This window comes from Algibacter aquimarinus (assembly GCF_039543265.1).
GTDB lineage: Bacteria > Bacteroidota > Bacteroidia > Flavobacteriales > Flavobacteriaceae > Algibacter_B > Algibacter_B aquimarinus.
This window is the reverse complement of sequence record NZ_BAABJK010000009.1, coordinates 186,220-211,264: the sequence shown is the minus strand read 5'-3', so window position 1 is coordinate 211,264 and position 25,045 is coordinate 186,220. Positions and strand designations below refer to the sequence as shown.

The following is a 25,045-nucleotide window of genomic DNA, read 5'->3' as shown; positions in this document are numbered from 1 at the left end:
GCAAAGATACCACTTTACAATGTATTTAAGAATTGCATTAAATCGGTTTCTTTAGTCAAATTCAACTTCTTTTTAAGTCGATATTTACTTTTTAATACGCTATCTGGTAATACATTTAGCATGGATGCAATTTCTTTGGTAGAAAGATTCATGCGTAAAAACGAGGCTAGCCGTATTTCCTTTTCGCTTATATCTGCGTAAATATCCTTTAGTTTATTGTCAAAATTGTTGTGTACTTCAGAGAAATAAGATTTAAATACTTCCCAGTCTTTATCTTCAGCATTTTCCTTTTTAAGTAACATAACTAAACGCCTAAACTCCACTTTAAACAACTCTGGCGATTGTTTTATTTTTACTAAGTTTTCTTTTAATTCCTGTATAAAGGTATTTTTCTGAACTAAGTGTAGCGTTTGTGAAGCCAGTTCTTTCTTTTTAAAGGCGATTTCTTGCTTATAAATAGCTTCTTGCTTTTCGCGTTCAATTCTGTTTTTCTTTATGCGTTGCCTGAAACTGATAAATACTAATCCTGAAATGGTTAAAAGCGAAAACATGCCAATGCCATATAGTGTTTTGGTAAGTTTATCGTTTTCTGCTTTAATATTTAGGTTTTTAATTTCTTCTTGCTGTATTGCAATTTCAGATTCTTTTTTCTCGGTTTGGTATTTAACCTCAAGCGCATTTATAGTTTCTAAAGATTCTATTTTATAAAGTGAATCTTTAATCTTGACATAATTTTTATAATAATTTAACGATTTACCTTTATTGTTAAGCATATCATGAGCTTTAGATAATCCGCGATAGCTCGACATAATTCGTGCATTATTTCCTGTAGATTTACTTAACTCTAAACCCGTCTCGTAATACGCTAATGCTTTTTCAGGTTGATTGATATCAAGTAAGGTATTACCAATGTTATTAGATATTAAAATAACATCATTAGCTTTTTTATATTTTTTTGCTATTGATAAACCTTTGTTATAATAGAAAAGCGTAGAGTCATTTTGTCCGGAGTCTTCATGTAAAACACCAATATTGTTGTAGAGAACAGATTTTTTAAAAACTTTAGATCCGCCTTCATATAAGTTTTTTGAGGCGTAATAATATTTAAATGCAGAATCTGGTATTTTTAAATTTTTATAATTCAGTCCAATATTCATCTTTACATTTGCAGTACTATATCTTTTGTTTTTTTCGATATAGATTTTCTCTGCCTTTTTAAAATAGTCATTAGAAAGCGAATAGTTTTTAAGCATACCATGAATATTACCAATACTCACGTAATCTTTTGCTATTATTAAAGGTGACACTTCATCAGCTTCTTTTTCTTTTAAAGAACGTAAAACAGATGCTAACGCAGATTCAAAATCACCAAGATGTCTTTGAACTTCAGCAAGACTGTTTAGGGATTTATGCAAACTTTTTTTGCTATTAACACTATCATAAAAAGCAACCGCTTGTAAATAGTGTTTTTCTGCTTCTTTGTAATTATCAATAGACTTATAATAATCACCAGTATATCTCTCTTTTTGTCCTCTTTTATTAGGGAAGTAGTTTGTTGCATATTTAGAAAAACTATCCAAATAGATTTTTGATTCTTTAGGTTTTTTAAAAGCCGTGGCAACCCATAATCGACCGTAAGTGTCCATACGTTCTTTGTTTGACTCAATATTGCCAAGTGATGCTTTTAAACTATCAATTTTTTTTTGATTTTGCCCAGAAAAACAAAGCGGTATGCTTAGAAATAAAAAAAAGAGAATTTTTCTCATAGTTGAGTTTATTACAGGTTGTTTAGAAATGTATTTAAATCGGCTTCTTTGGGTAAGTTTAACTTCTTTTTAAGTCGGTATTTACTTTTTAATACACTATCTGGTAATACGTTTAACATAGATGCAATTTCTTTGGTAGATAGATTCATTCTTATAAACGAGGCTAACCGTATTTCCTTTTCGTTTATATCTGCATAAATATGCTTTAGTTTGTTGTCAAAATTATTGTGCACTTCAGAGAAATAAGATTTAAATACTTCCCAGTCTTTATCTTCAGCACTTTGCTTTTTAAGTAACATGACCAAACGCCTAAACTCCACTTTAAACAACTCTGGAGATTGTTTTATTTTTACTAAGTTTTCTTTTAATTCTTGTATAAAGGTATTTTTCTGAACTAAGTGTAGCGTTTGAGAAGCCAGTTCTTTCTTTTTAAAGGCGATTTCTTGTTTATAAATAGCTTCTTGCTTTTCGCGTTCTATTTTGTTTTTCTTCATGCGTTGCCTGAAACTGATAAATATTAATCCTGCAATGGTTAAAATAGAAAACATGCCAATGCCGTATAGTGTTTTTGTTAAGTTACTAACTTTAACCTCCTGATTTAAATTTTTAATTTCTTGTTCTTGTAGCGCTATTTCTGTTTCTTTTTGTTCGGTTTGATGTGTTATACGTAGCTCATTTATTTTTGTAATATTTACTTTTTTTGAAGACGAATCTTGAAGTTTTTTATATGTCTCATAATTTGAAAGCGCTTCTTTATAATCGTTTTTAAGTTTTAGAACATTACTTTTTTCCTTGTATATTTCTGAAAGATTTTCAAGGTCTCCATTTACAGAGTTTTCTATTGAAACGTCTAACAAATTGATAGCTTTATTGTATTGGTCTAATTTTTTGAAATAAATAGCTTTTCGGTATTGAAAAGTGGCCAACAGGCCTTTGTTTTGATTGAAATTTGCAATTTCAATACCGCTATCAATTAATTCTTTTGCCCTTTTTTTATCGTCTAGTTCAAAATAAATATCAATTAAATGCGCGTAACTAACCAATAGTATTGATTTGTAACCATTTTTATTAGATATTTCGCTGCTTTTATTTAGGAATTTTAGAGCTTGCGAATAGTCCTTCTTCATCTTATAAGAAATTCCTAAAATATTTAGTATACTAGCTTGAAACTCTAAGTCTTCATAATCTTCATATATTTTTAAAGCTTTTTTACTGTATTTAATAGACGAGTCATAGTTTTCTAAAGAGTTTTCTATAACGGCAATTTTATTATAAGCATCTGCAACCCTAATTTCATTGTTTAAAGTTTCAAAAATCTCAAGACTTTTTAAAACACTTGTTAGTGCTAGTTTATATTGTCCTTTATCAATATTAATTGAGCTTTCGGTATCGTAAGACAAAGCTAAACCAAAGGTGTCTTTAATTTTTTTGTTAAAAGCTAAGTTTTCTGTGTTATATTGTTGCGCCTCATCTAAATTTCCTAAAGATATTTCTAACATAACCAAGCTATGATTAGATAGCGATTGCTGTGTTAAATCATCATTACGTTTTGCTAATTTTAAAGTATTATTTATGTAGTACCTAGCAGAATCGAAATGGCTTAAACTTCCATGTATTATTGCTAAATGATGAGAAGCTTTCATTTCAATATCTGTATTATCAATTTTTTTTGAAAGCGTTAATTGTTTTGTAGCAAAAGAATATGCTTTGTTTATATCTCGGTACAAATAATATGATGTTATTTTATTTCCTGAAAGAAGTTTGGCTTTATCTTCAGTAGTAGTTGAATATACTTGTATTAAACTGTCAATATTTTTTTTGTTCTGTCCAGAAAAACAAAGCGGTATGCTTAAAAATAAAAAAAAGAGAAATTTTCTCATATTTGAGTTTATTATAGGTTGTACAGAAATGTATTTAAATCGGCTTCTTTAGGTAAGTTTAATTTCTTTTTAAGGCGGTATTTGCTTTTGGATACACTATCTGGCATTACGTTTAGCATAGATGCAATTTCTTTGGTAGATAGATTCATCCTAATAAACGAGGCCAACCGTATTTCCTTTTCGCTTATGTTTGCATAAATATCCTTTAGTTTCTTGTCAAAGTTATTATGTACCTCAGAGAAGTAAGATTTAAATACCTCCCAGTCTTTATCTTCTGCACTTTCCTTTTTTAGTAGCATAACCAAGCGCCTAAACTCTACTTTAAATAACTCTGGCGATTGTTTTATTTTTACTAAGTTTTCTTTCAATTCCTGTATAAAGGTGTTTTTCTGAACTAAATGCAAAGTTTGACTCGTTAATTCTTTCTGTTTAAATTCAATTTCTTGTTTATAAATAGCTTCTTGCTTTTCACGTTCAATTTGGTTCTTTTTTATACGTTGTTTAAAACCAAAATAGAGTAATATTGAAACTGCAATAAATGTAAACATGCCACCAGCATAAAGGCCTTTTCGTAAATTGCTTATTTCTACACCTTTGTTTAGCGATTCAATTTCTTGCTTTTGTAAAAGAATTTCAGTTTCCTTTTTTTCGGTTTCATAAATGGTTTTAAGTTCTTCTATTTGGATGTATTTCTTACTTGTAAATAAACTATCCTTAATGGTTTGAGATAATTTTAAAAATTCTAATGCATCATTACTTCTATTTAACCCTTGTAGTATTGTAGAGCGATATTTGTATAAATCTGCAAGATGAGACATGGCACCTAAAGACTCTGAAATTTCAATGGCTTCGTCGTTATGTTTTAAAGCTAACGAGGGATTTTTTAAATGAAACTCTATTTTTGATAGACTATGTAATGTATTTACCAATCCTAATTTTATATTTTCTTCTTCAGCAATAGTTTTAGCTTTTAGTAATATATTTCTAGCCTCAGAATATTTGTTTTGCAGACGTTTAATATCTCCTAGGTTATGTAGTGCATTGGTTAAACTTAGTTTGTCTTCTACTTTTTCAGCGTTTTTAATAGCCAAATCAAAGTACTTTTCTGCTGATGCGTAATCGTTTAGATTTTGATACGAGATTCCAAGAGAGTTATAGGTATATGCTGCGTAAAATGTTTCTTCAAAACGTTCATATATTTCTAGAGCTTCTTTAAAGTATTTTATAGATGATTCATGATTTCCTTGTCCACTTTCAATGTCGCCTATTTGCTTTAAAACATCAGCTTTTCTTGATTCGTGATTTATTTCTTCAAAACAATCAAGTGCTTTAAGTGCCTCAGTCATCGCTATTTTAAAATTCCCTTTTTCAATATAAATATTAGATAAACTGTTATGTTGTGCACCAATAAATTTAGTTTTTGCTTCACCTTCTTTTTCATGGGTTTTAATGAGCTCTATATTTTCTTTAGTAATAGCAGCTGCTTTATCTAAATTCCCTATAGTACTTTCAATGGAGGACAACGAGTGGTTTATAAAAATAAGTCCTCGGGTATTATTTAGCTCTTTAAAGTGTTTTTTAGCAATAGCGTAATAATGTAATGCAGAATCATTTTCATTTCTATTGCCATAATAATCTGCAATATGCATATTGCCAACTGCAATACCTGTTTTGTAGTTTGCTTTTTTTGAAATTTCTAGTCCTTTTAGAGCATAACCTTTAGCTTCTTCAGGTTTTGAAAACATCAATTTTTCATGCAGCCTTGTTAAAATCATTACTTTAACAGAATCGTCTTCTTTTCTAGATTCTAATTCTATTTTTAAACTATCTATAAGTTTTGTGTTTTGTGAATTAAGAAATTGAGAAATTAAAATGAATATGAGTAAGACTTTAAATTTCATGGTGAATATTTTAGCTTCAACTAAGATACTTATTTTATATATTAAATATACTGTCCTAATATATAGATTGAATAGCGTTTGTCTATACTTTGTCTATACTCTTAAAAATTTGAATACGCTTTAAATATAGTAATAGTAAGGGTTTATAGGATTTATTGAAAATTAAAATATAGGCTTGTTTCTATTGAGATTTGGGTTTCTGTCCATTGTTTGTCCATCCTTATAATTGTTATTCAGGGTTTTAACAACCTAGTTTTATAGTGTTGAATCACAAAATTTAGACATTATGAAAACACAGCTATTAACAATCAAACCAACCAAGTTAGGTGCAATTTTATGTTTAATACTATTTACTTTTTTAAGTTGTAGTACCGAAAGTACAGATGATGGAGGAGGAGAACCTCCGGTATCTGAAGACAAATTAAATGAAATCAATAATTTTCTAGCAAGCTTATCTAGCTTTAGTCAAGCGGATGAATCTGGTACCACTTTAATTGGAGAAGAAGCTCCAGAAAGAGATACTGAAGATAATACTTTAGAGTGTGTTGTAAAAAACTATAAGGTGGCTCCAGGCTATAGCGAAATGCTTCTTTTAGACCCAACCAGTGATGTTATTTATCCTGGTGCAATGTTAAAAGGCGAATCTATACCAACAGGAGAATATATTGGTATTAATGGCGGTAGAGCACCAATTACTTTGTCTGTCTCTTTAGAAAATTTAAACGGAAAACCATCAACAATAATTAATAACCCAAGAATTGATACTGTTAGAGAAGGCGTAAAAGACATGCTGCAACAAGGTGTTACGGGGTCTACTGCTGCAAAAATAAACTTTACAACTGAAGAAGTGTATTCTCAAGAGCACTTAAGTGTGGCTTTGGGTGCAAGCTACTCTAAAGGAAAAAACAGCGTTTCTGCTTCATTCGATTTTAGTAAGACTACAAAGAAGTATCGTTATGTTGTTAAATATTTACAGATATATTACACCATCGATTTAACTTTGCCACCTAACAATAACCCAGGTGCGTTATTCACAGATGTTCCCAATTTAGATTCTACAAGCCCAGTTATTGTATCATCTGTTAAATATGGGCGTATGTTGCTTTACAGTGTTGAAACAGACTCTGAACTTACAGAAACAAACGCGGCTTTTAGTGCAGCTTTTAACGGAGGTAACGCTGGGGGTAGTGGTGAATATGATACGTTTTGGAGTAGCTCAATTGTTAAAGCATTGGTTATAGGTGGATCTGGTGGAGATGCTGCCAATGTAGTTTCGGGACCTGCAGGTGTGTTTGAATATATTACTAGTGGTGGCGATTATTCTGCAGCCTCACCAGGATTACCGCTTGGATATACATTACGATATATTAAGAAAGACTTTCCAATTGCAAAAGTTGTTCTTAGTAGCGAGTATGCAATAAGGTCATGCGATTTAGCGTATCCTCAATTTAAAATTACTTTGTTACGTATTTCAACTATAGATACTCCTGGAGGTACAGAAGGAAGCCATTTAGAAGTACACGGTAATGCTAAAGGTAGACTTAATGTTGGTGGTAGTTATGTAAAAAGTGGCGGCAAAGATATTGAAGTTAGTTGGAGCAGAAGTGAAAGCGGTAATCTTAAAATTGATAAAGGCTCGCCGCACACTGTAAACGACTCAGAAACTATAACGCTTTATAGGCCTAATTATGAAACAGATTATGTTTATCTGTCTGGAAGTTTGAAAGATAAAGATGCATTTGGTAATGATAATTTAGGGTCAAGAACTTTAAAGATTAATTTAAATGACATAAATAAGAATCGACCATCTGGTAAAACTTATACACACCGTTTAAATTTTGATGAAAAGGCTGATCATGAAGTTCGTGTTTATTATGATGTTTTAAGGGTAAAGTAGAGCATTTGTTGAGTTAGTAAAACAGTCGGCACTTTAAGTTGTGATTCAGCAACTTGGTGTTGGCTGTTATTTAAAATTTTAATAAAGAAAAAAATGAAATTAAAAATACAATTATATATTTTACTTGCCTTAGTTACTTTAGGTGAGTTGACGGCTCAATCTTTTGAGGTTGATGGCATTAGTTATAATATTTTAAATACAACTGATGTAGAGGTAACTAGCAAAACCAATTGTTATGATGGAAATATAATAATACCATCAACAGTTGATTACATGTCAAATACTTACAATGTAACTGCTATTGGTTATGAGGCTTTTAATAACTGTGATATTACTGAAATTACATTGCCAAATTCCTTAACCAAAATTGAAGATTATGCCTTTAGAGACTGTAGAGATATGAAAGCGATTAATATCCCTGATTCAGTAACAAGTATTGGATTTGGTGCATTTTTATACTGTACAATTATGGAATCTGTTAATATACCTGAAGGAATAACAACAATTGATAGATTTACTTTTGGTTATTGTATTGCTTTGAAGTCCATAAGTATTCCAGAATCTGTAACATCTATTGGTACATATGCGTTTAGCAACTGTTCTGGCTTAATTACTGTAAATTCATATGTAGTATCTCCTATTAATATTTCTGAACATATGTTTTGGAATCTTGACTTATCTGGAATAGTTTTAAATGTACCAGCAGCTAGTGTTACGGCATATTCAAATTCATCTGTTTGGCAGGATTTTGTGGTAATAAATGGAACTTTAAGTATTGATTCCTTAGAAAAAAAATTGGACATAAAGCTATTTCCTAATCCAGTAACGAACAACATTTCTATTTCTGGTTTAAAAACAGCTGAGAACTATAAGATTTATGATGTACTAGGAAAGCAAGTATCTAGCGGAGTGGTTTCTAATAACACTACAATATATATTGAAAATTATGTTAGCGGTTTATATTTTTTAAAAATTGAAAATACCAATGCTATAAAGTTTATCAAAAAGTAAAGATTTAAATAAATACAGTTGGCACCTAAAGTTGGGATTCAACAACTTGGTGTTGGCTGTTATTTTTCACTTAAAAATTATAAAAGGCGATACTTGATATTGAAAGTAAAGTAGATTTAAGTGCGCTGAGCGATGGTTTTTATCTGCTTAGGTTGTATTCAAAATCTAACGAGAAAACCTATAAAATCATGAAAAAATAGAAGTTATTATTTTTTAGCCTCAACTAATTCTAGTTGTTCTAAACTTACATTGGTTGTAAACAAGCCGTAATTAACTGTGGCTTTGTTTTTTTCAATTTTATCAATACTTCCAATAGCCCTTCCGTCAAACATCCGTACTCGGTCGCCAACTTTTAAAATAGGTTTTGGTTTTGGCGTTTCAATAGCTTTTTTCTTTTCTGCCTTTTTCTTTTTGCGTATAACATTTACTTTCTTTTCAGCTTCCTGTTTTACTTGTTGCTCTTTTACTTTTTGAGCTTTCTTTTGTTTTACTGAAACTTTTTTACGCTTAGAATTTTCAATCTGTACTAATTTGAATAATTCAGCCATTAATGCACGTTTCTGCTTGTTATCAAAGTATTTTTCAGCTATGTCATTAAACTTTTGTCCTAGATAAATTAAGCGCTGATTGCTATCATAAAGCTCTTGATAGCTTTCTAGCTTTTTTTGAATTTTGGCATTTATTTCTTCAAGCTTATCAGCTTCTTCAAGTTTTTTCTTTTCGTTTTGTTTTAAAGATTGTCCTGTTTTTTCAAGTCTAGAACGTTCTTTTTGAAGTTTTGCAATAGTGGCATCAAAACGTACTTTACTACGTTCTATTTTCTTTTTAGCACGATTAATTAAGCTGTAAGGAATTCCATTTTTCTGAGCTACTTCAAAGGTGAAACTGCTTCCTGCTTGCCCTATAACAAGTTTAAAAAGAGGTTCTAATGTACGCTCATCAAATAGCATATTAGCATTAAGCATGTATGGTAATTCGTTTGCTAATATTTTCAAATTAGCGTAATGCGTGGTTATAATACCAAAGGCCTCACGATGATAAAATTCTTCTAAAAATGTTTCAGCTAAAGCACCGCCAAGTTCGGGATCACTTCCAGTTCCAAATTCATCAATTAAAAAAAGTGTGTTTTTATTACACTTCTTTAAAAAATAATTCATCTGTTTTAAGCGATAGCTGTAGGTACTTAAATGGTTTTCTATAGATTGGTTATCGCCTATATCACTTAAAATTCTATCAAATAAACAAACGGTACTGCGTTCGTGTACCGGAATTAGCATACCGCTTTGCAGCATAACTTGTAGTAAACCAACGGTTTTTAATGTAATACTCTTTCCTCCGGCATTTGGACCAGAAATAACTATAATTCTACTATCTTCTTTTAATTCAATGGTTTGAGGAAACGTTTTTTCGTTCTTCTCTAAATTATTTAAATAGAGTAGCGGATGATAGGCATCACGAAGATGCATGCTTTTATTTTCAGATAATTCGGGTAAAATACCATTCATTGATTTTGCATATTTCGCTTTCGCTGATATCACATCAATATGTATTAAAAAACTTTGATAGTCTTTTAGTAAGGGTAAAAAAGGACGCATAAAATCTGTTACCTCTTTTAGAATTCGAATAACTTCTTCACTCTCTTCGTATTCTAAATTATTAAGCTCTCTAGAGTATTGCAATGTAGTTTCAGGCTCGATGTAAACAATGCTACCCGTCTTACTGCCTCCCATTATAGAGCCTTTTACTTTGCGCCTATACATGGCTTTTACAGCTAATACACGCTTGTTGTCTACCACAGATTCTCGAATATCATCTAAATATTCTAGGTTATGGTATGTGTTGAGTGCTGAGGAAAAACTAGAATTTATTTTACCTTTTATTTTGTTTATAGATTGTCGTAAATCAAAAAGCAAATTTGAGGCGTTGTCTTTGATGTCACCAAAACGATCTACAATAGCATCAACCTTTTCAATGAGTATTTTGGTAACTTCAATATGAGATGCAAAGGCGTTTAGGTTTGGGTAATATTCTTCAAATTTTTTTAAAAAGACAACAATGGCATTTACAGTGATAGACATGGCTACTATTTTCTTTAGGCCATGTACTTCCAAATAAGTGTTTTCTATATTAAGTAATTGTATTTCTTTATTAATGGTATCAAAACCATGATTTGGTATACGATTGTCGTTATAAAATGATGAAACATATTCATTTGTAAGATGCAATGCAAGTTGTAATTCTTCTCTTGTTTTGTATGGTGAAATTTGTAAAGCTTTTTCGTTTCCAAGAGGCGTTATACAAAGCTCGCTTACTTGCTGTAAAACCGTTTGAAACTCTAAATCTTGTAATGTTTTTTCGTGAATATGTATCATTCTTAAATGCGTACGCTGTAAATAAAACGAAGTGCAAAGTTAAGCAATCTCGCCATGTTTTTTTACAAAGAAAGTGTAAGTGTTAAAATGTTAATTAACAGAGTTTTGGGTTTATTTAACAAAACGGTAACACCTGAATGAATCAATTTCAACTAGTTTTATAATAAATCAACAATCCATCAATCAAACTACAATCAGTAATCAAAGCTCAATTAAATTTTAGTTGAGCTTTTTTTATCCGTGTATCGTTTCAGACTTTCCATAATTTTGTATTACTTCTGCTTCAAAATCTATTAGTTCTTGCCAACGTTTATCGACATCAATATTTTTACCATACTTACGAGCAAAACCAATGAAAGTGGTGTAATGTCCAGCTTCGCTAATCATTAAATCATGATAAAATTTAGAGAGTTCTTGGTCTTTAATTTCTTTCGAGAGTAGCTTAAAACGCTCGCAACTTCTAGCTTCAATCATGGCTGAAAACAATAACCTGTCTACCATACATTGCAACCTATTTCCTCCTTTATTCATAAATTTATAAAGTTCATTCACATAGCTATCTTTACGTTCTCTTCCTAATTTATAGCCGCGTTTTTTAATAATATCGTGCACCATTTGAAAGTGTTCTAGCTCTTCTTGGGCTAAAATAAGGAGATCTGTAACCAAGTCTGTATGCTCGGAGTTTAACGTTATAATGGTTATAGCGTTAGTAGCTGCTTTTTGCTCACACCATGCGTGGTCTGTAAGTATTTCTTCAATATTAGATTCTACAATATTTACCCAACGCGGGTCTGTCGCTAATTTTAAACCAAGCATAATTTCTGTTTTTGTAAAAGTAGGTATTTAAATTTTTTAGCACTCCCACCAAGGCGTCAATATATTTTAAGTAAATAGTTTCTCGGAAATGAGCTCTTATGAACCTATGTAAAACAGGTCTAGCAATAATAGCTGCAATGCTTTATTATTTTTTCTCTAACAATACGACCCAACTAGAAGATTTATTATTAGGAGGGTCGCCAATAGATATGTTATCACCTGATAAAACACTTTTAATAGATGAGTTTTGCAAATCACCTCCATCCATGGGGTTAAACCACTTAGCACTATAAGTATTTGAACCTGAAATGTTTATGGTGGTTGTTCCGCCGTTAGGAAGAAAGGCAATGTAATACTCATTATGGTCAGTTAATAAATAGCCATTGCTTATTGCAGAATTATCATTGTGTAAATTCCAAAACGGTATATTGTTGTCTTCAAAAAAATGTTTAGCATATTTCATTCGCTGATAATATGGAGAGTATAGTGTATAATCATCAATACCAATATCTCCATTATGCGAATAATAATGTACACCAGCTGAACCCGCTATAATACTAGCCCATAGTGCATTTTTAGTCCAAGTTTCTATATTTGGAAGATGATTACTATAGGGCTCAGAATAACGTACTATCCATTCTTTTCCATTAGCAGTTGCTAAATCTTTTACTATTTTTATTTCATCATGACCATGAGAAAACGTTTGGTAATTGGCTTGAAATGAAATTGTTGTTACCGCAGAAGTTTCTGGTAAAGCAGTTAGGGCTGGGTAAAGTGTAAAATCATCGGATGGACCGTTATGTATGGATATTAAGTCATTATATGGACTTAAAGCATCAATATAAGCGGCGGCTTCTTCAACTTGAATTGCTGAGAACTGGTCGCCTCCATTATCCCAATTGGCTTCCTCACCAATGTTGTATATTACATTTAAATAACCAAATCTAGCTACCATTTCTCTGTAGTATAGTTTTCTGCTGTTTGAAAAATTACTTCTTGGCATCTCTTCTTGATCTTCAAACCAATTACTGTTTTCAGTTTCACTTAATACAAATTCTGCAACAACACCCTTGTTGTACATATGATCGAAAACAATTTGCCATTGGTCTAATTTAGAAACATCATAAGTTGTGTAATTTTCTATGCTTGTAAAAGGATAAGCGTTTTTGCCATCTCCTGTTGCATTCATGGTTAAAAAATAATGCACATTCATGCCTTGGTTTGCTAGGTAGTTTACAGCGCCAATGATGCCTTTACCTTTGTTGTTTTTCCAGTTAGGATCTCCCTTGTTATAGTTTGAAGAGACTTCAGAGTAATCATGTCGCGCTTCGGTGGCATCAAAGTCCTCATATTCTAAAAAAGTTTCAGGACTATCAGTTCCAACTTCAAAAAAATAAGAGCCATTATCAAATTGTGCAAAATCTTTATTTGCATATTGTAATTTACCTTTTGCTCTAAAATCATTACCTGTTTTGTCGCTTTCAGTAATTGTTATTTTACCGGAAATACCGTCTATAGAAGTTGCAACGCCATCGTTTATTTTTGTGCTAATTGCAATATTTTCTCCTGTTCTTAAAGAAACCTTGTAGTTCCAAACACCCACTATATTTGGTGTAAAATGAACACGCCATTTGTTACCACTTTTTGCTGATGTTTCTGCTGCATTACCATCTGCTGCATAATACGCAGGTACTACATAAGCATGGTTGTCTGGACTTGTAAACGATACATTCATTCTGTAGTTTAAGTAAGTTTCAGGAGATTCCTCTAGACTAGGGCCTTCAAAAGTTATTGTGGTTTTGTGGTATTGTTTTAATTCGCCAGTTATAATTTGTGAATGTGTAGTACAATTTATAAGTATTAACGATAAGAAGGCAACTAATACAATTTTGAAGTAGTCAATTTTCATAGAAACGATATAGCTTTGATTTTTAGAAGATTTATCTCCTCGGTATAATTATTAAACTTTTTAAAGATAATTAAAATGTGATTCTAATTTATGTAGTGTAAATGATAGTTTAAAAATAACAAGTTTTTAGCTTATGTAATTCCAGATATTTTTATACTTACCAAGTTGTTTATAGGTTTTTAAAAACACTTGATTTTCAGGTAGCGCTAATGATGGATCAATATTTAAGATAGATTTAGCATGATATCTCGCTAACTGCAAAATATCATTATCCTTAATAATATCAGCAATTTTTAGGTTTAAAACACCGCTTTGTTGTGTGCCCATAATATCACCTGGACCTCGCAAACGTAAATCTACTTCAGCAATTTCAAAACCATCGTTGGTTTTAACCATAGTTTCTAGACGGGTTTTACTATTTGCACTTAATTTATGGCTTGTCATTAAAATACAATAGCTTTGTTCTGCACCTCGACCAACACGACCTCTTAATTGATGTAATTGCGATAAACCAAAACGTTCTGCACTTTCAATAATCATTACGGATGCGTTTGGCACATTGACACCAACTTCTATAACGGTTGTGGCTACCATAATTTGAGTTTCACCTTTAATAAACCGTTGCATTTCGTATTCTTTATCTGCAGGTTTCATTTTTCCGTGTACAATAGATGTTTGATATTTAGGCATAGGGAAGTCTCTAGCAATACTTTCGTAGCCATCCATTAAATCTTTATAATCCATTTTTTCATTTTCTTGAATTAATGGATAGACGATATAAATTTGTCTCCCTTTATCAATTTCATCACGAATAAATTTGAAAACATTCAGGCGGTTTTTATCATAACGATGAACCGTTTTTATAGCCTTTCTACCGGGTGGTAATTCATCTATTATTGAGATGTCTAAATCGCCATAAACAGACATAGCTAAAGTTCTAGGAATTGGTGTTGCAGTCATAACCAAAACGTGTGGAGGCGAGGTGTTTTTATGCCATAATTTAGAGCGTTGTGCCACTCCAAACCGATGTTGTTCATCTATAATAGAAAGGCCTAAATTTTTGAATTTAACCTTATCTTCAAGTAGGGCATGAGTACCAATTAAAATTTGTAAATCGCCATTTTCTAAAGATTCGTGAATTAATCTTCTATTTGAAGTTTTAGTTGATCCAGTTAGTATTTTAATACTGATATTCAATTTATTACACCATTCTAATAATCCATTATAGTGTTGGACTGACAAAATTTCAGTCGGCGCCATTAAGCAGGCTTGAAAACCGTTGTCAAGCGCCATGAGTATTGACATGAAGGCTACAATGGTCTTTCCGGAACCTACATCACCTTGTAAAAGTCGATTCATTTGGGCATTACTACCTAAATCGGCACGAATTTCTTTCAAAACACGTTTCTGTGCGTTGGTTAATTCGAAGGGTAAATGGTCTTTGAAAAACGAATTAAAATGCCTTCCAACATGGTTAAATGGAAAACCTTTTATTTTGGATTTATGAATTAAATTTTTGATAATTAATTGCAATTGAATATAAAATAATTCTTCAAATTTTAATCGAAATTGAGCTCTAGAAAGTAGCTCTTGAGTCTTCGGAAAATGTACATTAAAAAGTGCCGATTGTTTATTGATTAATTTTAATTCTGAGCGTAAATTATCAGACAGTGTTTCCGCGAATTTTCCTTTAGTTTCAATAAATAATTGTTGCATGATTTTGTTAATCACACGATTGGTTACACCTTTATTATTCAATTTTTCGGTTGAAGGGTATACAGGTTGCATTGCAGATCTTAGATTTTTCTCATGATCTTCTTGCAATTCTAATTCTGGGTGTGCCATATTGAATTTACCACTAAACCAATTGGTTTTTCCAAAAGCTACATATGTTTTATTAAGTTTTAAGCTATCCTTTATCCATTTTTGGCCTCGAAACCAGACCAATTCCATAGTTCCTGTATCATCTTGAAATGTTCCAACTAAGCGTTTTCCTCGTTTTTGAGCGACTTCTTTAAAGCCTGTAATCTTTCCAATAATTTGAACATCAGCATTATTGCGCTGCAATTGGTTTATTTTATAATATTTAGTTCGGTCTATATATCTGTTTGGAAATAAATTAATTAAGTCTTGATATGTATGAATACCTAATTCTTTGCGCAATAAATCGGCACGATTAGGACCAACACCTTTTAAATAATCTATGGGAGTTTGAAGATTAACAGACATAAAAGCGAATTTAGGGTATTTCGTTTAAGATTAAAAGTGCTATTTTGGTATAATAGTTGTCACTTTGTTTTTATGAAAAATTTACTGCTGGTTTTGTTTCTTATTATATCCTTCTTAGGATTTTCTCAACAGACTGAATATGTTGATTTTAAAACGGCTGATATTAAGATAAATATTGCTCCTAAACATAGATTAATTTCAGGAAGTGCAAAGTATACATTTACTATTTTAAAAGATATAGATTCAGTTTATTTAGATGCAAAGTCTTTTTCGCACATAGAGGGCTTGCTAGAAGATCAGATTTATCATGATTATGATGGTAAACATTTTATTTTAAAAAAAGCGTTTAAAAAAGGTAGCACCTTCAGTCTTAATCTGGATTTTACTACTAACCCTAAAAAAGCGCTCTATTTTGTTGAAAAGGGTGAAAAACCTCAAATCTGGACACAAGGCCAAGGAAAATACACAAGTAATTGGTTGCCATCTATTGATGATATGAATGATAAAATTGAGTTTGATTTGTCAATAACTTTCGATAAGTCTTATGAGGTTATAGCTAATGGACAACTAAAAGATAAGAAAACAAATGATTCTGCCACGACATGGCATTACGACATGAAAGAGCCCATGTCTAGTTACCTAGTTGCTCTGGCTATTGGCAAATACAATAAAAAAGTTGAGTATTCTAAAAGCGGAATTCCTATAGAAATGTATTATTATCCTGAAGATTCTTTGAAAGTCGAGCCAACATATAGATACACTAAACAAATATTTGATTTTTTAGAGGAGGAGATAGGTGTTTCGTATCCGTGGCAAAATTACAAACAAGTGCCAGTAAAAGACTTTCTATATGCAGGTATGGAAAATACAGGTACAACTATTTTTGCAGATAGTTTTGTTATCGATTCCATAGCATTTGTAGATAAAAACTACGTAAACGTTAATGCACATGAATTAGCGCATCAATGGTTTGGAAATCTAGTAACCGAAACGTCTGGAACACACCATTGGTTGCAAGAGGGGTTTGCAACATATTACGCTTTATTGGCAGAGCGAGATATTTTTGGAGATGATTATTACTATTGGCGTTTATACGAATATGCGCAGGAGTTAATAGAACAAGATAAAGCAGGAGGTACCACATCACTTCTAAATCCAAAATCTAGTAGTACCACATTTTACAAAAAAGGAGCTTGGGTTTTACATATGCTTCGTGAGAAAGTTGGCGATAAAGCTTTTAAAAAAGGAGTTAAGAATTATTTAGAAAAGTATCAGTTTAAAAATGTAGAAACAGATGATTTTGTTAGTGAAGTTGAAAAGGTTAGTAGGAGAGATTTAACTGAATTTTTTAGGGTTTGGTTGGAAAGTGAAAGTGTCAATTACGATGCAATGGAAGAAATGTTGTATTTGAATTCAATGTCTATAAAGCAATACCTTCAATACAATTGCAAAGACACTCCTGAATTGTGTAAATCGTTTTTGTTGGAGCAAAAGGATTCATTTTATAAAGCGAGAATTGTTGAAAGTTTAGGAAATAAAATATCTAAATCTACTTTTTTAACTCAGGATATTAAAGTGCGCCAAGCTATAGCAAAAACATTATCTGAAATCCCAGTTGAGTTAAAAGACGACTACGAATCGCTTTTAAATGACAAATCATACATTACTATTGAAGCTGCTTTGTTTAATTTATGGAAAAACTTTCCAGAAGAGCGTCAAACATATTTTGATCAAACAAAAGGTATTATTGGTTTAAACGATAAGAATGTTAGGATTCTGTGGTTAACTCTAAATTTAGTTTCACCAGATTTTGAAGATAAAAACATAAGAAATTATTATCAGGAGTTAATCGATTATACAAGTTCTAAATACGGATTTGAAGTACGACAAAAAGCATTTTTTCATTTGCAACAAATACAAGCTTGTAATGATGTTTGTAAAGAGCATTTAAAACAAGCTACAAAACATCATAGTTGGCAATTTTCAAAATTTGCAAAGTCGATGTTAAAAGTAATAGAAGACTAAAACTATTTACGCCTTTCTGTATATCCTGGACGCTGACAAGCAATACAGCGTGCTAAATACGTTATAGATAATTCATAAACGCCGTTTGTTCTACCAATATTTGAGGTGTTTAAATCATAAGAAAAACCAAAGCGCAGTTTTTCAAACTCCACTCCAACAAATGCATTTACAGAAGTTAGTAAATTTCCATTTGGGTCATTTTTACCTGGGTTTGTTACAGCAGTAGCTCCCAGGAAAAGTTTGTCTAACTTAAAATTAGCACCAATATCTAATCTATTAAATTCACCTTGTTGCATATAATTTGCAGAAACTTGCATTTTGTTGCTATCAAGAAATGGGAACTTGTAATTAGCATGAAGCGAATAAAAAATATCTAAAGGCACATTACCATTTTCAACAAAGGAGATGTTTGGTCTGTTTAAGTGTTTTAAAGACGCTCCAATCCATAAATCAGTATCATTGTATATATCTCTTTTATCGAACACAAAACCAGCTGTAAAGTCGAAAAAGGTTTTATTTCTATTGGCATTTAAAGCAAATGGATCAACTGAAACTGGATTAATAGTTCCGCTATTAATATTTATTTGATCTCCTAAAACTAAACCTTGAAAATTAAAAGATTTTGTGCCAAACCCAACCTCAATAGCTGGTCTGAAAACCCAATCGTTGCCCAAACGCACAAAGTATGCATAGTTTATGTTTGCTTGTAAATGGTTGTAATTAGTATTGTTTTCGTGCTGGTTGATAATACTCACACCAACACCGCTATCTATACTTTCTACCCATGTATTAAAAAAAGCATATTCCGTATTTACTCTTAAATCTAAACTTGGCCATTGTGTACGATGTAATACCCCAAAATAAGTAGCTTCTTCAAAACCAGAAAAGGCAGGGTTAATAGTTTCAGGAACAAGAAAGTATTGTGTGAAAATAGGGTCTTGAGCATTTAGTTTCAAACTAAAGTAACTCATAATAATTAGGATGATTAGTTTTAATCTCATATGATGAATTGCTTTATTTTAATGATGAAAATGAGCCTTCTGTGGTAATTATTTCTCCATAGAAAGTTTTAGCTGTTAATGTGTAATAGTAATTTCCGTTTTCGGCGGGCAAGTCATTTATTTCTCCATTCCAACCTTGTAAGTTTTCACCAGTTTCAGAATATATTAAAGCGCCCCAAGTGTTGTAAACATTAAAAGTCATTTCGCTTAATGCAATAGATTCTGGTACAAAATAATCGTTTATCCCATCATTGTTTGGGGTAAACCCATTTGGCATTATAAGGCTATATCCTTTTTCGATAATTAAAGTTATCACTTGCGTGTAAACACATCCAAAAGGGTAAGTTACGGTTTGAGTTACTATATAGGAACCCTCGCTTGTGTATGTATGAGTTGGATTCTCTTCTGAAGAGAAATTACCATCTCCAAAATCCCATGAAATTGAAACATAATCTCCTGTTGCTGTATTTGTAAATTCAATGGGATCTAATTTTGAATAAAACCCAAAAGTTGTAAATCCTGTTGAACTTTGTGTGAAATCTGGAAAACCTAAAATGGGTGTTTCTACGTTGTAAGAAAAACTTATGGTACAGCCAAAACTATCAGTAACATCAAGAATAACTAAGCCGTTAGCAGTTGGCGTCATAAATTCATTGTTTGCTCCAGAAACCGTGCCGCTAGACCAAGTTAATTGATAAGGAGGAACTCCGCCGCTTGGTTTGGCTTCAAAAGATTGATTCACTGTTCTAGTATCGCAATTAAAATCCGTTATAGTTTCGACATCAACGGAAAGAGGAGCAAATCTATTAACTGTCCATGTTTCTGAAATTTCACAACCATTTGCGTCTGTTATATTTACGGTATAGTCGTTAGGAGGGATGCTGTTTAAATCCTCTGAAGTAGCTCCGTTGGACCATGAGTAGGTTAGTGGTAATGTACCTCCTGTTACTATTAAGTTTATTTCGCCACTGTTAGCTTCATCACAATCTAAAGCATCAGTTACAACCGCAGAAAGATTTAAGGGTGAAGGTTCTGTTATTGTAAATGTTTCAGTAATTACACAGGGTGTTCCATCGGTAATGGTTACCGTGTAAATACCAGGACCTATATTGTTTCGTTCAACACCAGCAGTAGCATCGTCATCCCAGACAAGTGTTACTGGTGCTATGCCGCCTTCTAAGTTTAAAATGATACTGGCATCATTTTCGCCAAAACAAGATACTTGTGTAGTATCTGGTGTTATTCTAAAAATAGGAGCTTCGTCAATAATAATTGTTGCTTGTTTTTCGCAGTTTGTGTTATCTGTGACAGTAATAATGTATCTTCCAGCTGATAAATTGTTTTGAAACAGGCCTGAGCCTAAATTGCTCCAAGCAATTGTATAAGGTGCATTTCCCCCAGAAATATTATTAATAGTTATTGATGCGTTGTTATCTCCGTAGCATTCAATTTCTGTGGCTGTAAAATCAATAATAATGTCGTCTGTTTGATTTAAAATAACTTGTAAATTATCTGTACATCCAGATTTGTCTGTTACAGTTAAGTTGTAAGTTCCAGCAATTAAACCAGTTAAATTTTGAATATTACTTGTAAAACCATTTGGCCCAGTCCAAGCATATGAATAATCGAAAACACCTGGTGTTATTTCAATTTGTCTGCCTCCAACAGTATTCACATCAATAGAGCCTGTAGCGTCACCAAAACAAATAATATCTACTTGATTTACTAAACTAACATCTAGCAAAGGAGGCTCAATTATTTGAAAATTTTGAAAAATTGGTGTACAATTGTTGGCGTCAGTTACTGTAATTTGATAATCTCCAGGACCTAAATTTGATAGATCTTCATCAGTACTAAATGGATTTCCGTCTAGAGTCCAATTATAGGTATATGGAAGCGTTCCTCCAGAAATGTCAATTCCAATACTTCCATCATTTGCATTAAAACACGAAATAGTTTCTGGATCAAAAATAACAGTACTGAAAATAAGTTCATCAGGTTCAGTAATGGTAAAAGTGTCTGTAAATGGGCATCCGCCATCATCGTTTATAATAACTGTGTAATTGCCAGGTTCTAAATTAGAAATGTCTTCAGTTGTATTAGTATATCCATTTGGATCAGTCCAAGAAATTTGATACGGATTGCCAGTTGTGAAAGGAACTCCTCCAGTAATCGATATATCAATAGAGCCGCTATTTGATAAGTAGCAAAGGCTATTTACGGTAGTTTCAGTGATGCTGATTGATGGGTTTACTGTTATTGTAATATTGAAATCTAACCCCGTACAAATTCCAGATATTGGAGTAACGGTATAACGCACTGTAGCTGGATTTGTAGTATTGTTGACTAAAGTTTGACTGATATTTGGTTGACCTAATGTCTCATTTGAAGCTCCTGTTATTGCTCCTGCAGGATTGATTACAGGGTTGGTCCACGTGTATAAAGTTCCTGCTGGTACTGTGTCTCCATTAGAATTATCAGGAATAATATTAAAAGTTACACCGCTGCAAATAGTTTCAGTATCATCACTTATACTAGGTGTTTGATTTACTGTTTGTTCAGAAACATCAGATGTGATTTCTGTACAACCTCCTGAAGAAAATGTAATAATAGCATAATAATAAATTGTGCCAATATTTCCTGAAGGCGGAGAGTAAATATCATTAGTTTCTCCGGCAATTGGAGTTCCTGTTGTATTATTATTTGTTGTATTCGAATACCATTGGTAAGATGGTGTGCCTACGCCATTACTAAAGCTAACTGCAAGTGGTGTAAATGTTTCGGTAAAACAAATAGTTTCAGAAATAGGTTGCGATGTAAAAGCTGGAGCAGCATTAATTATAATTTCTGCTGTATCGCTTGTAGCACTACAACCAGGATTTGCTTGAGTGATTTCGCAATAATAATATAACGTACCAACTGTATTTGTTGGAGGTGTAAATGTACTGTTTGTTGCGCCAGGTATTAAAGTACCACCAGTGTTGGAATTTGTTGTATTGCTATACCATTGATAATCATAAACTGTTCCTATTCCTCCAGAAACAACAACTGCTAAATCTTGCGGAATAGTGTCTTGACAAAGTGTTTGAGTTATCAAGGGTTGTGAGGTGATTATAGGGTCATCAGCAACTATAATTTCAGCAACGTCACTCGTAATATCGCTACAACCACTTCCGTCTAAAGAAATAATAACGTAATAATAGTAATTTCCTGAGGTTGTGAAGGTAGGCGGTGTGTAATTTATATTTGTTGCTCCACTTATTAGAGTGCCTCCAGTATTAGAATTTGTTGTATTACTAAACCATTGATACGTAATATTTCCTGTTCCTCCAGAATGTACTACAAATAAAGGATTTAAAATATCTCCACCATTACAAATGCTTTGTGTTGGTAAAGGGTTTGTGTCTATTTGAATACCGTCTACAATTTCAATTCGAGCGGTATCAGAAATTATTTCATTACAGCCAGCACCGGATGAAAATGATACTACACAATAATAAAAAGTGACACCAACGGGATTATTTGGTGGTGTAAAAGATGCATTTGTTTCTCCTGTAATTATTGTTCCAGTTGTATTATCGTCGATTGTATTACTATACCATTGATATGATGGAGCGCCAGGGCCATTTACTGAAACAGACAATGTTGCAATGGGTCCTCCTAAACAAATTGTTTCCGGAAGTGGTTGCGATGTGAATTCCGGTGCAGGATCTACAGTAATAACAAAAGTTACTGGTACGCCATCACAACCATTAAGAGAAGGAGTGACTGTATAAGTAACATTTTCAGGAGTTGTGTTTGTATTGAATATGGTTTGAGCAGGAATAGTATTTGTATTTCCCGAGGCAAAAAAGCCAGTAACACTAGCGGGAGCAGTTGCAGTCCAGTTATATGTTGTGTTAGTTATATCTGAATTTAAAACAATTTCTGACGCTTCTGTCCCAGAGCAAATGGTTTGTGTTAAGGTGGTGTTTGTAATTGCTGGTATAGGATTAACTGAAAAGTCTTCAGTATCAGTAGTGGTTCCGCAACTTGAAGTCACACTGAAAGTAATCTGATAATTCCCAGGGGTTGCATAACTAATAGTTCCTGGGTTTAATGTGTTTGCAGTTGCTGGCGTTCCTCCTGGAAAAGACCAACTAAATGTTAGGCTTTCAGATGCTGGAGCACAAGAGTTTACTGTTGCTACCGGGTTTATTGATGCATTTCCACAAAAATTTGAAATAGCATTTATTGTAGCAATAGGTGGTTGCTTTACTTCTATAGTTTGAGAAACAACATCGCTTCCGCAAGCATTAGTTATTGTTTGTGTTAATGTGTAAGTTCCAGCATTAACAAAGTTTATTGATGGCGCAGCAGAATTTTCATCTGTTCCGTTCGTAAAGTTCCATTGTCCTGCTCCTGTTCCACAAAATTCAGGAGTATAGGCTACTTCCCAAAGGTAGGTTTCACCTCCACAACTTTGGCTTAAATCTGTTGTATTAGTAGTTTGAACAGGAAGTGGAGAACATCCGTTATTTGTATTTAAAGTGAATGCAGCGGTCAATGCTGGTTCAATACAGATTGTTTTGGTTATGGTATTTGTAACACCACAGGAGTTTTCGGCGTATAATGATACAGTGTAATTTCCAGGTGCAGTATAAGAGTGAGTAGGGTTTCTTAAATTTGATGTTGTGCCATCTCCAAAATCCCAAAAATAACCATCATTAACACTGCAATTGTTACTAAAACCATCTAAAGATGTATTGTTGAATTGCACTAATTCGTTTACGCAACTTATTGGAGGGTCTTCAAAAGCTACTTCAGGTTTTCTTAAAATAATAATTGGGCCTGCTGTTAAATTGGTTTGTCCGCAAGATGTAGTAATTGATAAAAAAACGGTGTATGAGTTAGGGCAACTGGTTTCTGTGTATGTGTGAGGTATTGGAAAATTTTGAGAATTTACAGGGTCTGCTGCATTAAAAAACGTAGATGCTTCAAGTTGTGCTTGTGTAAAGTTTTCAACGGTTCCATCACCAAAATCTACTGTGTAATTAGTGTCTGGTGGGTTTGTTGCCCAAGACCCAATAGCGAATTCAATAGCAGGTACTGGCGTACAAAGGTTTACTGTATTACCAGGATTAACAATAGATCCTGTTGGGTTACTTGAGTTTTTTATTAAATATGTAACCGTATTATCGCAATTGGTTCCTATACCTGTTATTCTCATGTTAAAGGAGCCTAATTGCGTGTAAGTATGGGTGGCAGGAAAAGTTACGTTGTTTTCAATAGCGCTTCCATCTCCCCAATCAACGTTATAAGAATTCACACAAGGGGATATGCCGGTGCCAAATCCAACATTAATAGTGTAAGAGGGGTCTGTTGTGTTATTACCACAATTGTTAAATGGATCAAATCTATTGTCAATATCTTCAAACTGGAGAGAAGGTTTTTCTTGTACAGTAATAATTTTGGAAATGTTGCTGGTACATCCATTGCTATCTGTTACGATTAGTGTAACGTTAGAGTTTTCAGTGCCGCAACCTACATAATTAAATGTATGTGTAGGGTTTGCATTAGTACTTGTTATACCGTCTCCAAAATTCCAGCTGTATGTAAAAGGCCCGTCTCCTGTAATTGTTGATGTAAAATTAATAAGAGTTCCAGCACAAGCGCCATTGTTGTTAAAAGTAAAATCTACTGTTGGTGGGGCGTTAACGGTTATAGTTGCGGTTCCGTTTTCGTTTGCAGTATCATTTGTATTGTCTCTAACAGAAACCAACTGATAAGTAAATGTTCCAGCAGCAGCTGTACTAGCATTAATTGTTGCTGTATTTCCTGTGGAAACTATGGTTTGATTAGCGCCACCATTTACAGTATAAGTAAATGTATAAGGTGCATTTCCTGCAGAACCAGTAAATGTAATTTGTGGTTGAGTGTCGTTCAAACAAACTTCAGCTGTACCTGAAATAGTAGCTGAAGGAGGAAGTTTCTTTTCTGAAAATAAGTTTAACTCCGTTAATGTTTCTAAAGTTTCTTTTTTGTTTTCAATTATATTAAAAGCAAAAATTGAAAGATTTACTACAATAAAAGATAGTGTGGTAAGAAAAAAAATCTTCCTCATATAGTGAAATTATGTTAATAGCTTTCACTAAAATAAATATTCTTTTTAATCAATCATTATCAAAGTATAGAATATGTCACTTTTTTCTATAAAATGCTCATAATAGGGTATGTAATCCTTTTACTATGATAAAAA

The 25,045-nt window shown here is 32.6% G+C and carries 13 protein-coding genes; 4 read left to right on the top strand and 9 right to left on the bottom strand.

Annotated elements, in window-relative coordinates; all coding sequences use genetic code 11:
- Positions 1-14: 14 nt before the first annotated feature.
- From ABD939_RS13385 to ABD939_RS13375, 3 genes are read right to left on the bottom strand one after another with little or no spacing between them, the layout of a single operon-like run.
- A complete protein-coding gene (locus tag ABD939_RS13385; protein WP_345169663.1) occupies positions 15-1,766 on the bottom strand; it encodes a tetratricopeptide repeat protein in 1,752 nt (583 codons plus the stop codon).
- Positions 1,767-1,777: 11 nt separating this feature from the next.
- Positions 1,778-3,646, bottom strand: coding sequence for a tetratricopeptide repeat protein (locus ABD939_RS13380; RefSeq protein WP_345169658.1), 1,869 nt, complete (start codon positions 3,644-3,646; stop codon positions 1,778-1,780).
- Between the two features lie 11 nt (positions 3,647-3,657).
- Positions 3,658-5,547, bottom strand: coding sequence for a tetratricopeptide repeat protein (locus tag ABD939_RS13375; RefSeq protein ID WP_345169655.1), 1,890 nt, complete (start codon positions 5,545-5,547; stop codon positions 3,658-3,660).
- A gap of 286 nt (positions 5,548-5,833) precedes the next feature.
- Between ABD939_RS13375 and ABD939_RS13370 the strand changes: the two genes are divergently transcribed.
- From ABD939_RS13370 to ABD939_RS15745, 3 genes are all read left to right on the top strand, one after another.
- The gene (locus ABD939_RS13370; protein ID WP_345169650.1) at positions 5,834-7,444 is read left to right on the top strand and encodes a thiol-activated cytolysin family protein; all 1,611 of its coding nucleotides are present in this window, start codon (positions 5,834-5,836) and stop codon (positions 7,442-7,444) included.
- 93 nt (positions 7,445-7,537) lie between these two features.
- Positions 7,538-8,455, top strand: a complete 918-nt coding sequence (locus ABD939_RS13365) for a leucine-rich repeat domain-containing protein (protein WP_345169646.1) — start codon at positions 7,538-7,540, stop codon at positions 8,453-8,455.
- Positions 8,456-8,544: 89 nt separating this feature from the next.
- Positions 8,545-8,655, top strand: a complete 111-nt coding sequence (locus ABD939_RS15745; RefSeq protein WP_425550295.1) for a T9SS type A sorting domain-containing protein — start codon at positions 8,545-8,547, stop codon at positions 8,653-8,655.
- Between the two features lie 6 nt (positions 8,656-8,661).
- Here ABD939_RS15745 and ABD939_RS13360 read toward each other — a convergent pair whose 3' ends face one another.
- The 4 genes from ABD939_RS13360 to recG all read right to left on the bottom strand — a co-directional run bounded on the left by ABD939_RS13360 (position 8,662) and on the right by recG (position 15,781).
- A complete protein-coding gene (locus ABD939_RS13360; RefSeq protein ID WP_345169641.1) occupies positions 8,662-10,827 on the bottom strand; it encodes an endonuclease MutS2 in 2,166 nt (721 codons plus the stop codon).
- A gap of 234 nt (positions 10,828-11,061) precedes the next feature.
- A complete protein-coding gene (locus ABD939_RS13355; RefSeq protein WP_345169639.1) occupies positions 11,062-11,643 on the bottom strand; it encodes a MiaE family protein in 582 nt (193 codons plus the stop codon).
- Between the two features lie 145 nt (positions 11,644-11,788).
- Complete coding sequence (locus ABD939_RS13350; protein ID WP_345169638.1) at positions 11,789-13,552, bottom strand: glycoside hydrolase family 140 protein; 1,764 nt, start codon at positions 13,550-13,552, stop codon at positions 11,789-11,791.
- A 126-nt stretch (positions 13,553-13,678) separates the two neighbouring features.
- Positions 13,679-15,781: an ATP-dependent DNA helicase RecG gene (recG, locus tag ABD939_RS13345; RefSeq protein WP_345169637.1), complete on the bottom strand. Its 2,103-nt coding sequence runs from the start codon at positions 15,779-15,781 to the stop codon at positions 13,679-13,681.
- A 72-nt stretch (positions 15,782-15,853) separates the two neighbouring features.
- On the opposite strand from recG, the gene ABD939_RS13340 reads away from it, so the two are divergent.
- Positions 15,854-17,806 (top strand): M1 family metallopeptidase, encoded by a 1,953-nt coding sequence (locus ABD939_RS13340; RefSeq protein WP_345169634.1) that lies wholly within the window; start codon positions 15,854-15,856, stop codon positions 17,804-17,806.
- Positions 17,807-17,808: 2 nt separating this feature from the next.
- Here the strand turns inward: ABD939_RS13340 and ABD939_RS13335 are convergent, their stop codons facing one another.
- Positions 17,809-18,807 carry a PorP/SprF family type IX secretion system membrane protein gene (locus tag ABD939_RS13335; protein ID WP_345169632.1) on the bottom strand — a complete coding sequence of 333 codons (999 nt, stop codon included), beginning with the start codon at positions 18,805-18,807 and terminating at the stop codon, positions 17,809-17,811.
- 13 nt (positions 18,808-18,820) lie between these two features.
- Positions 18,821-24,910 carry a PKD domain-containing protein gene (locus ABD939_RS13330; protein WP_345169630.1) on the bottom strand — a complete coding sequence of 2,030 codons (6,090 nt, stop codon included), beginning with the start codon at positions 24,908-24,910 and terminating at the stop codon, positions 18,821-18,823.
- Positions 24,911-25,045 lie beyond the last annotated feature (135 nt).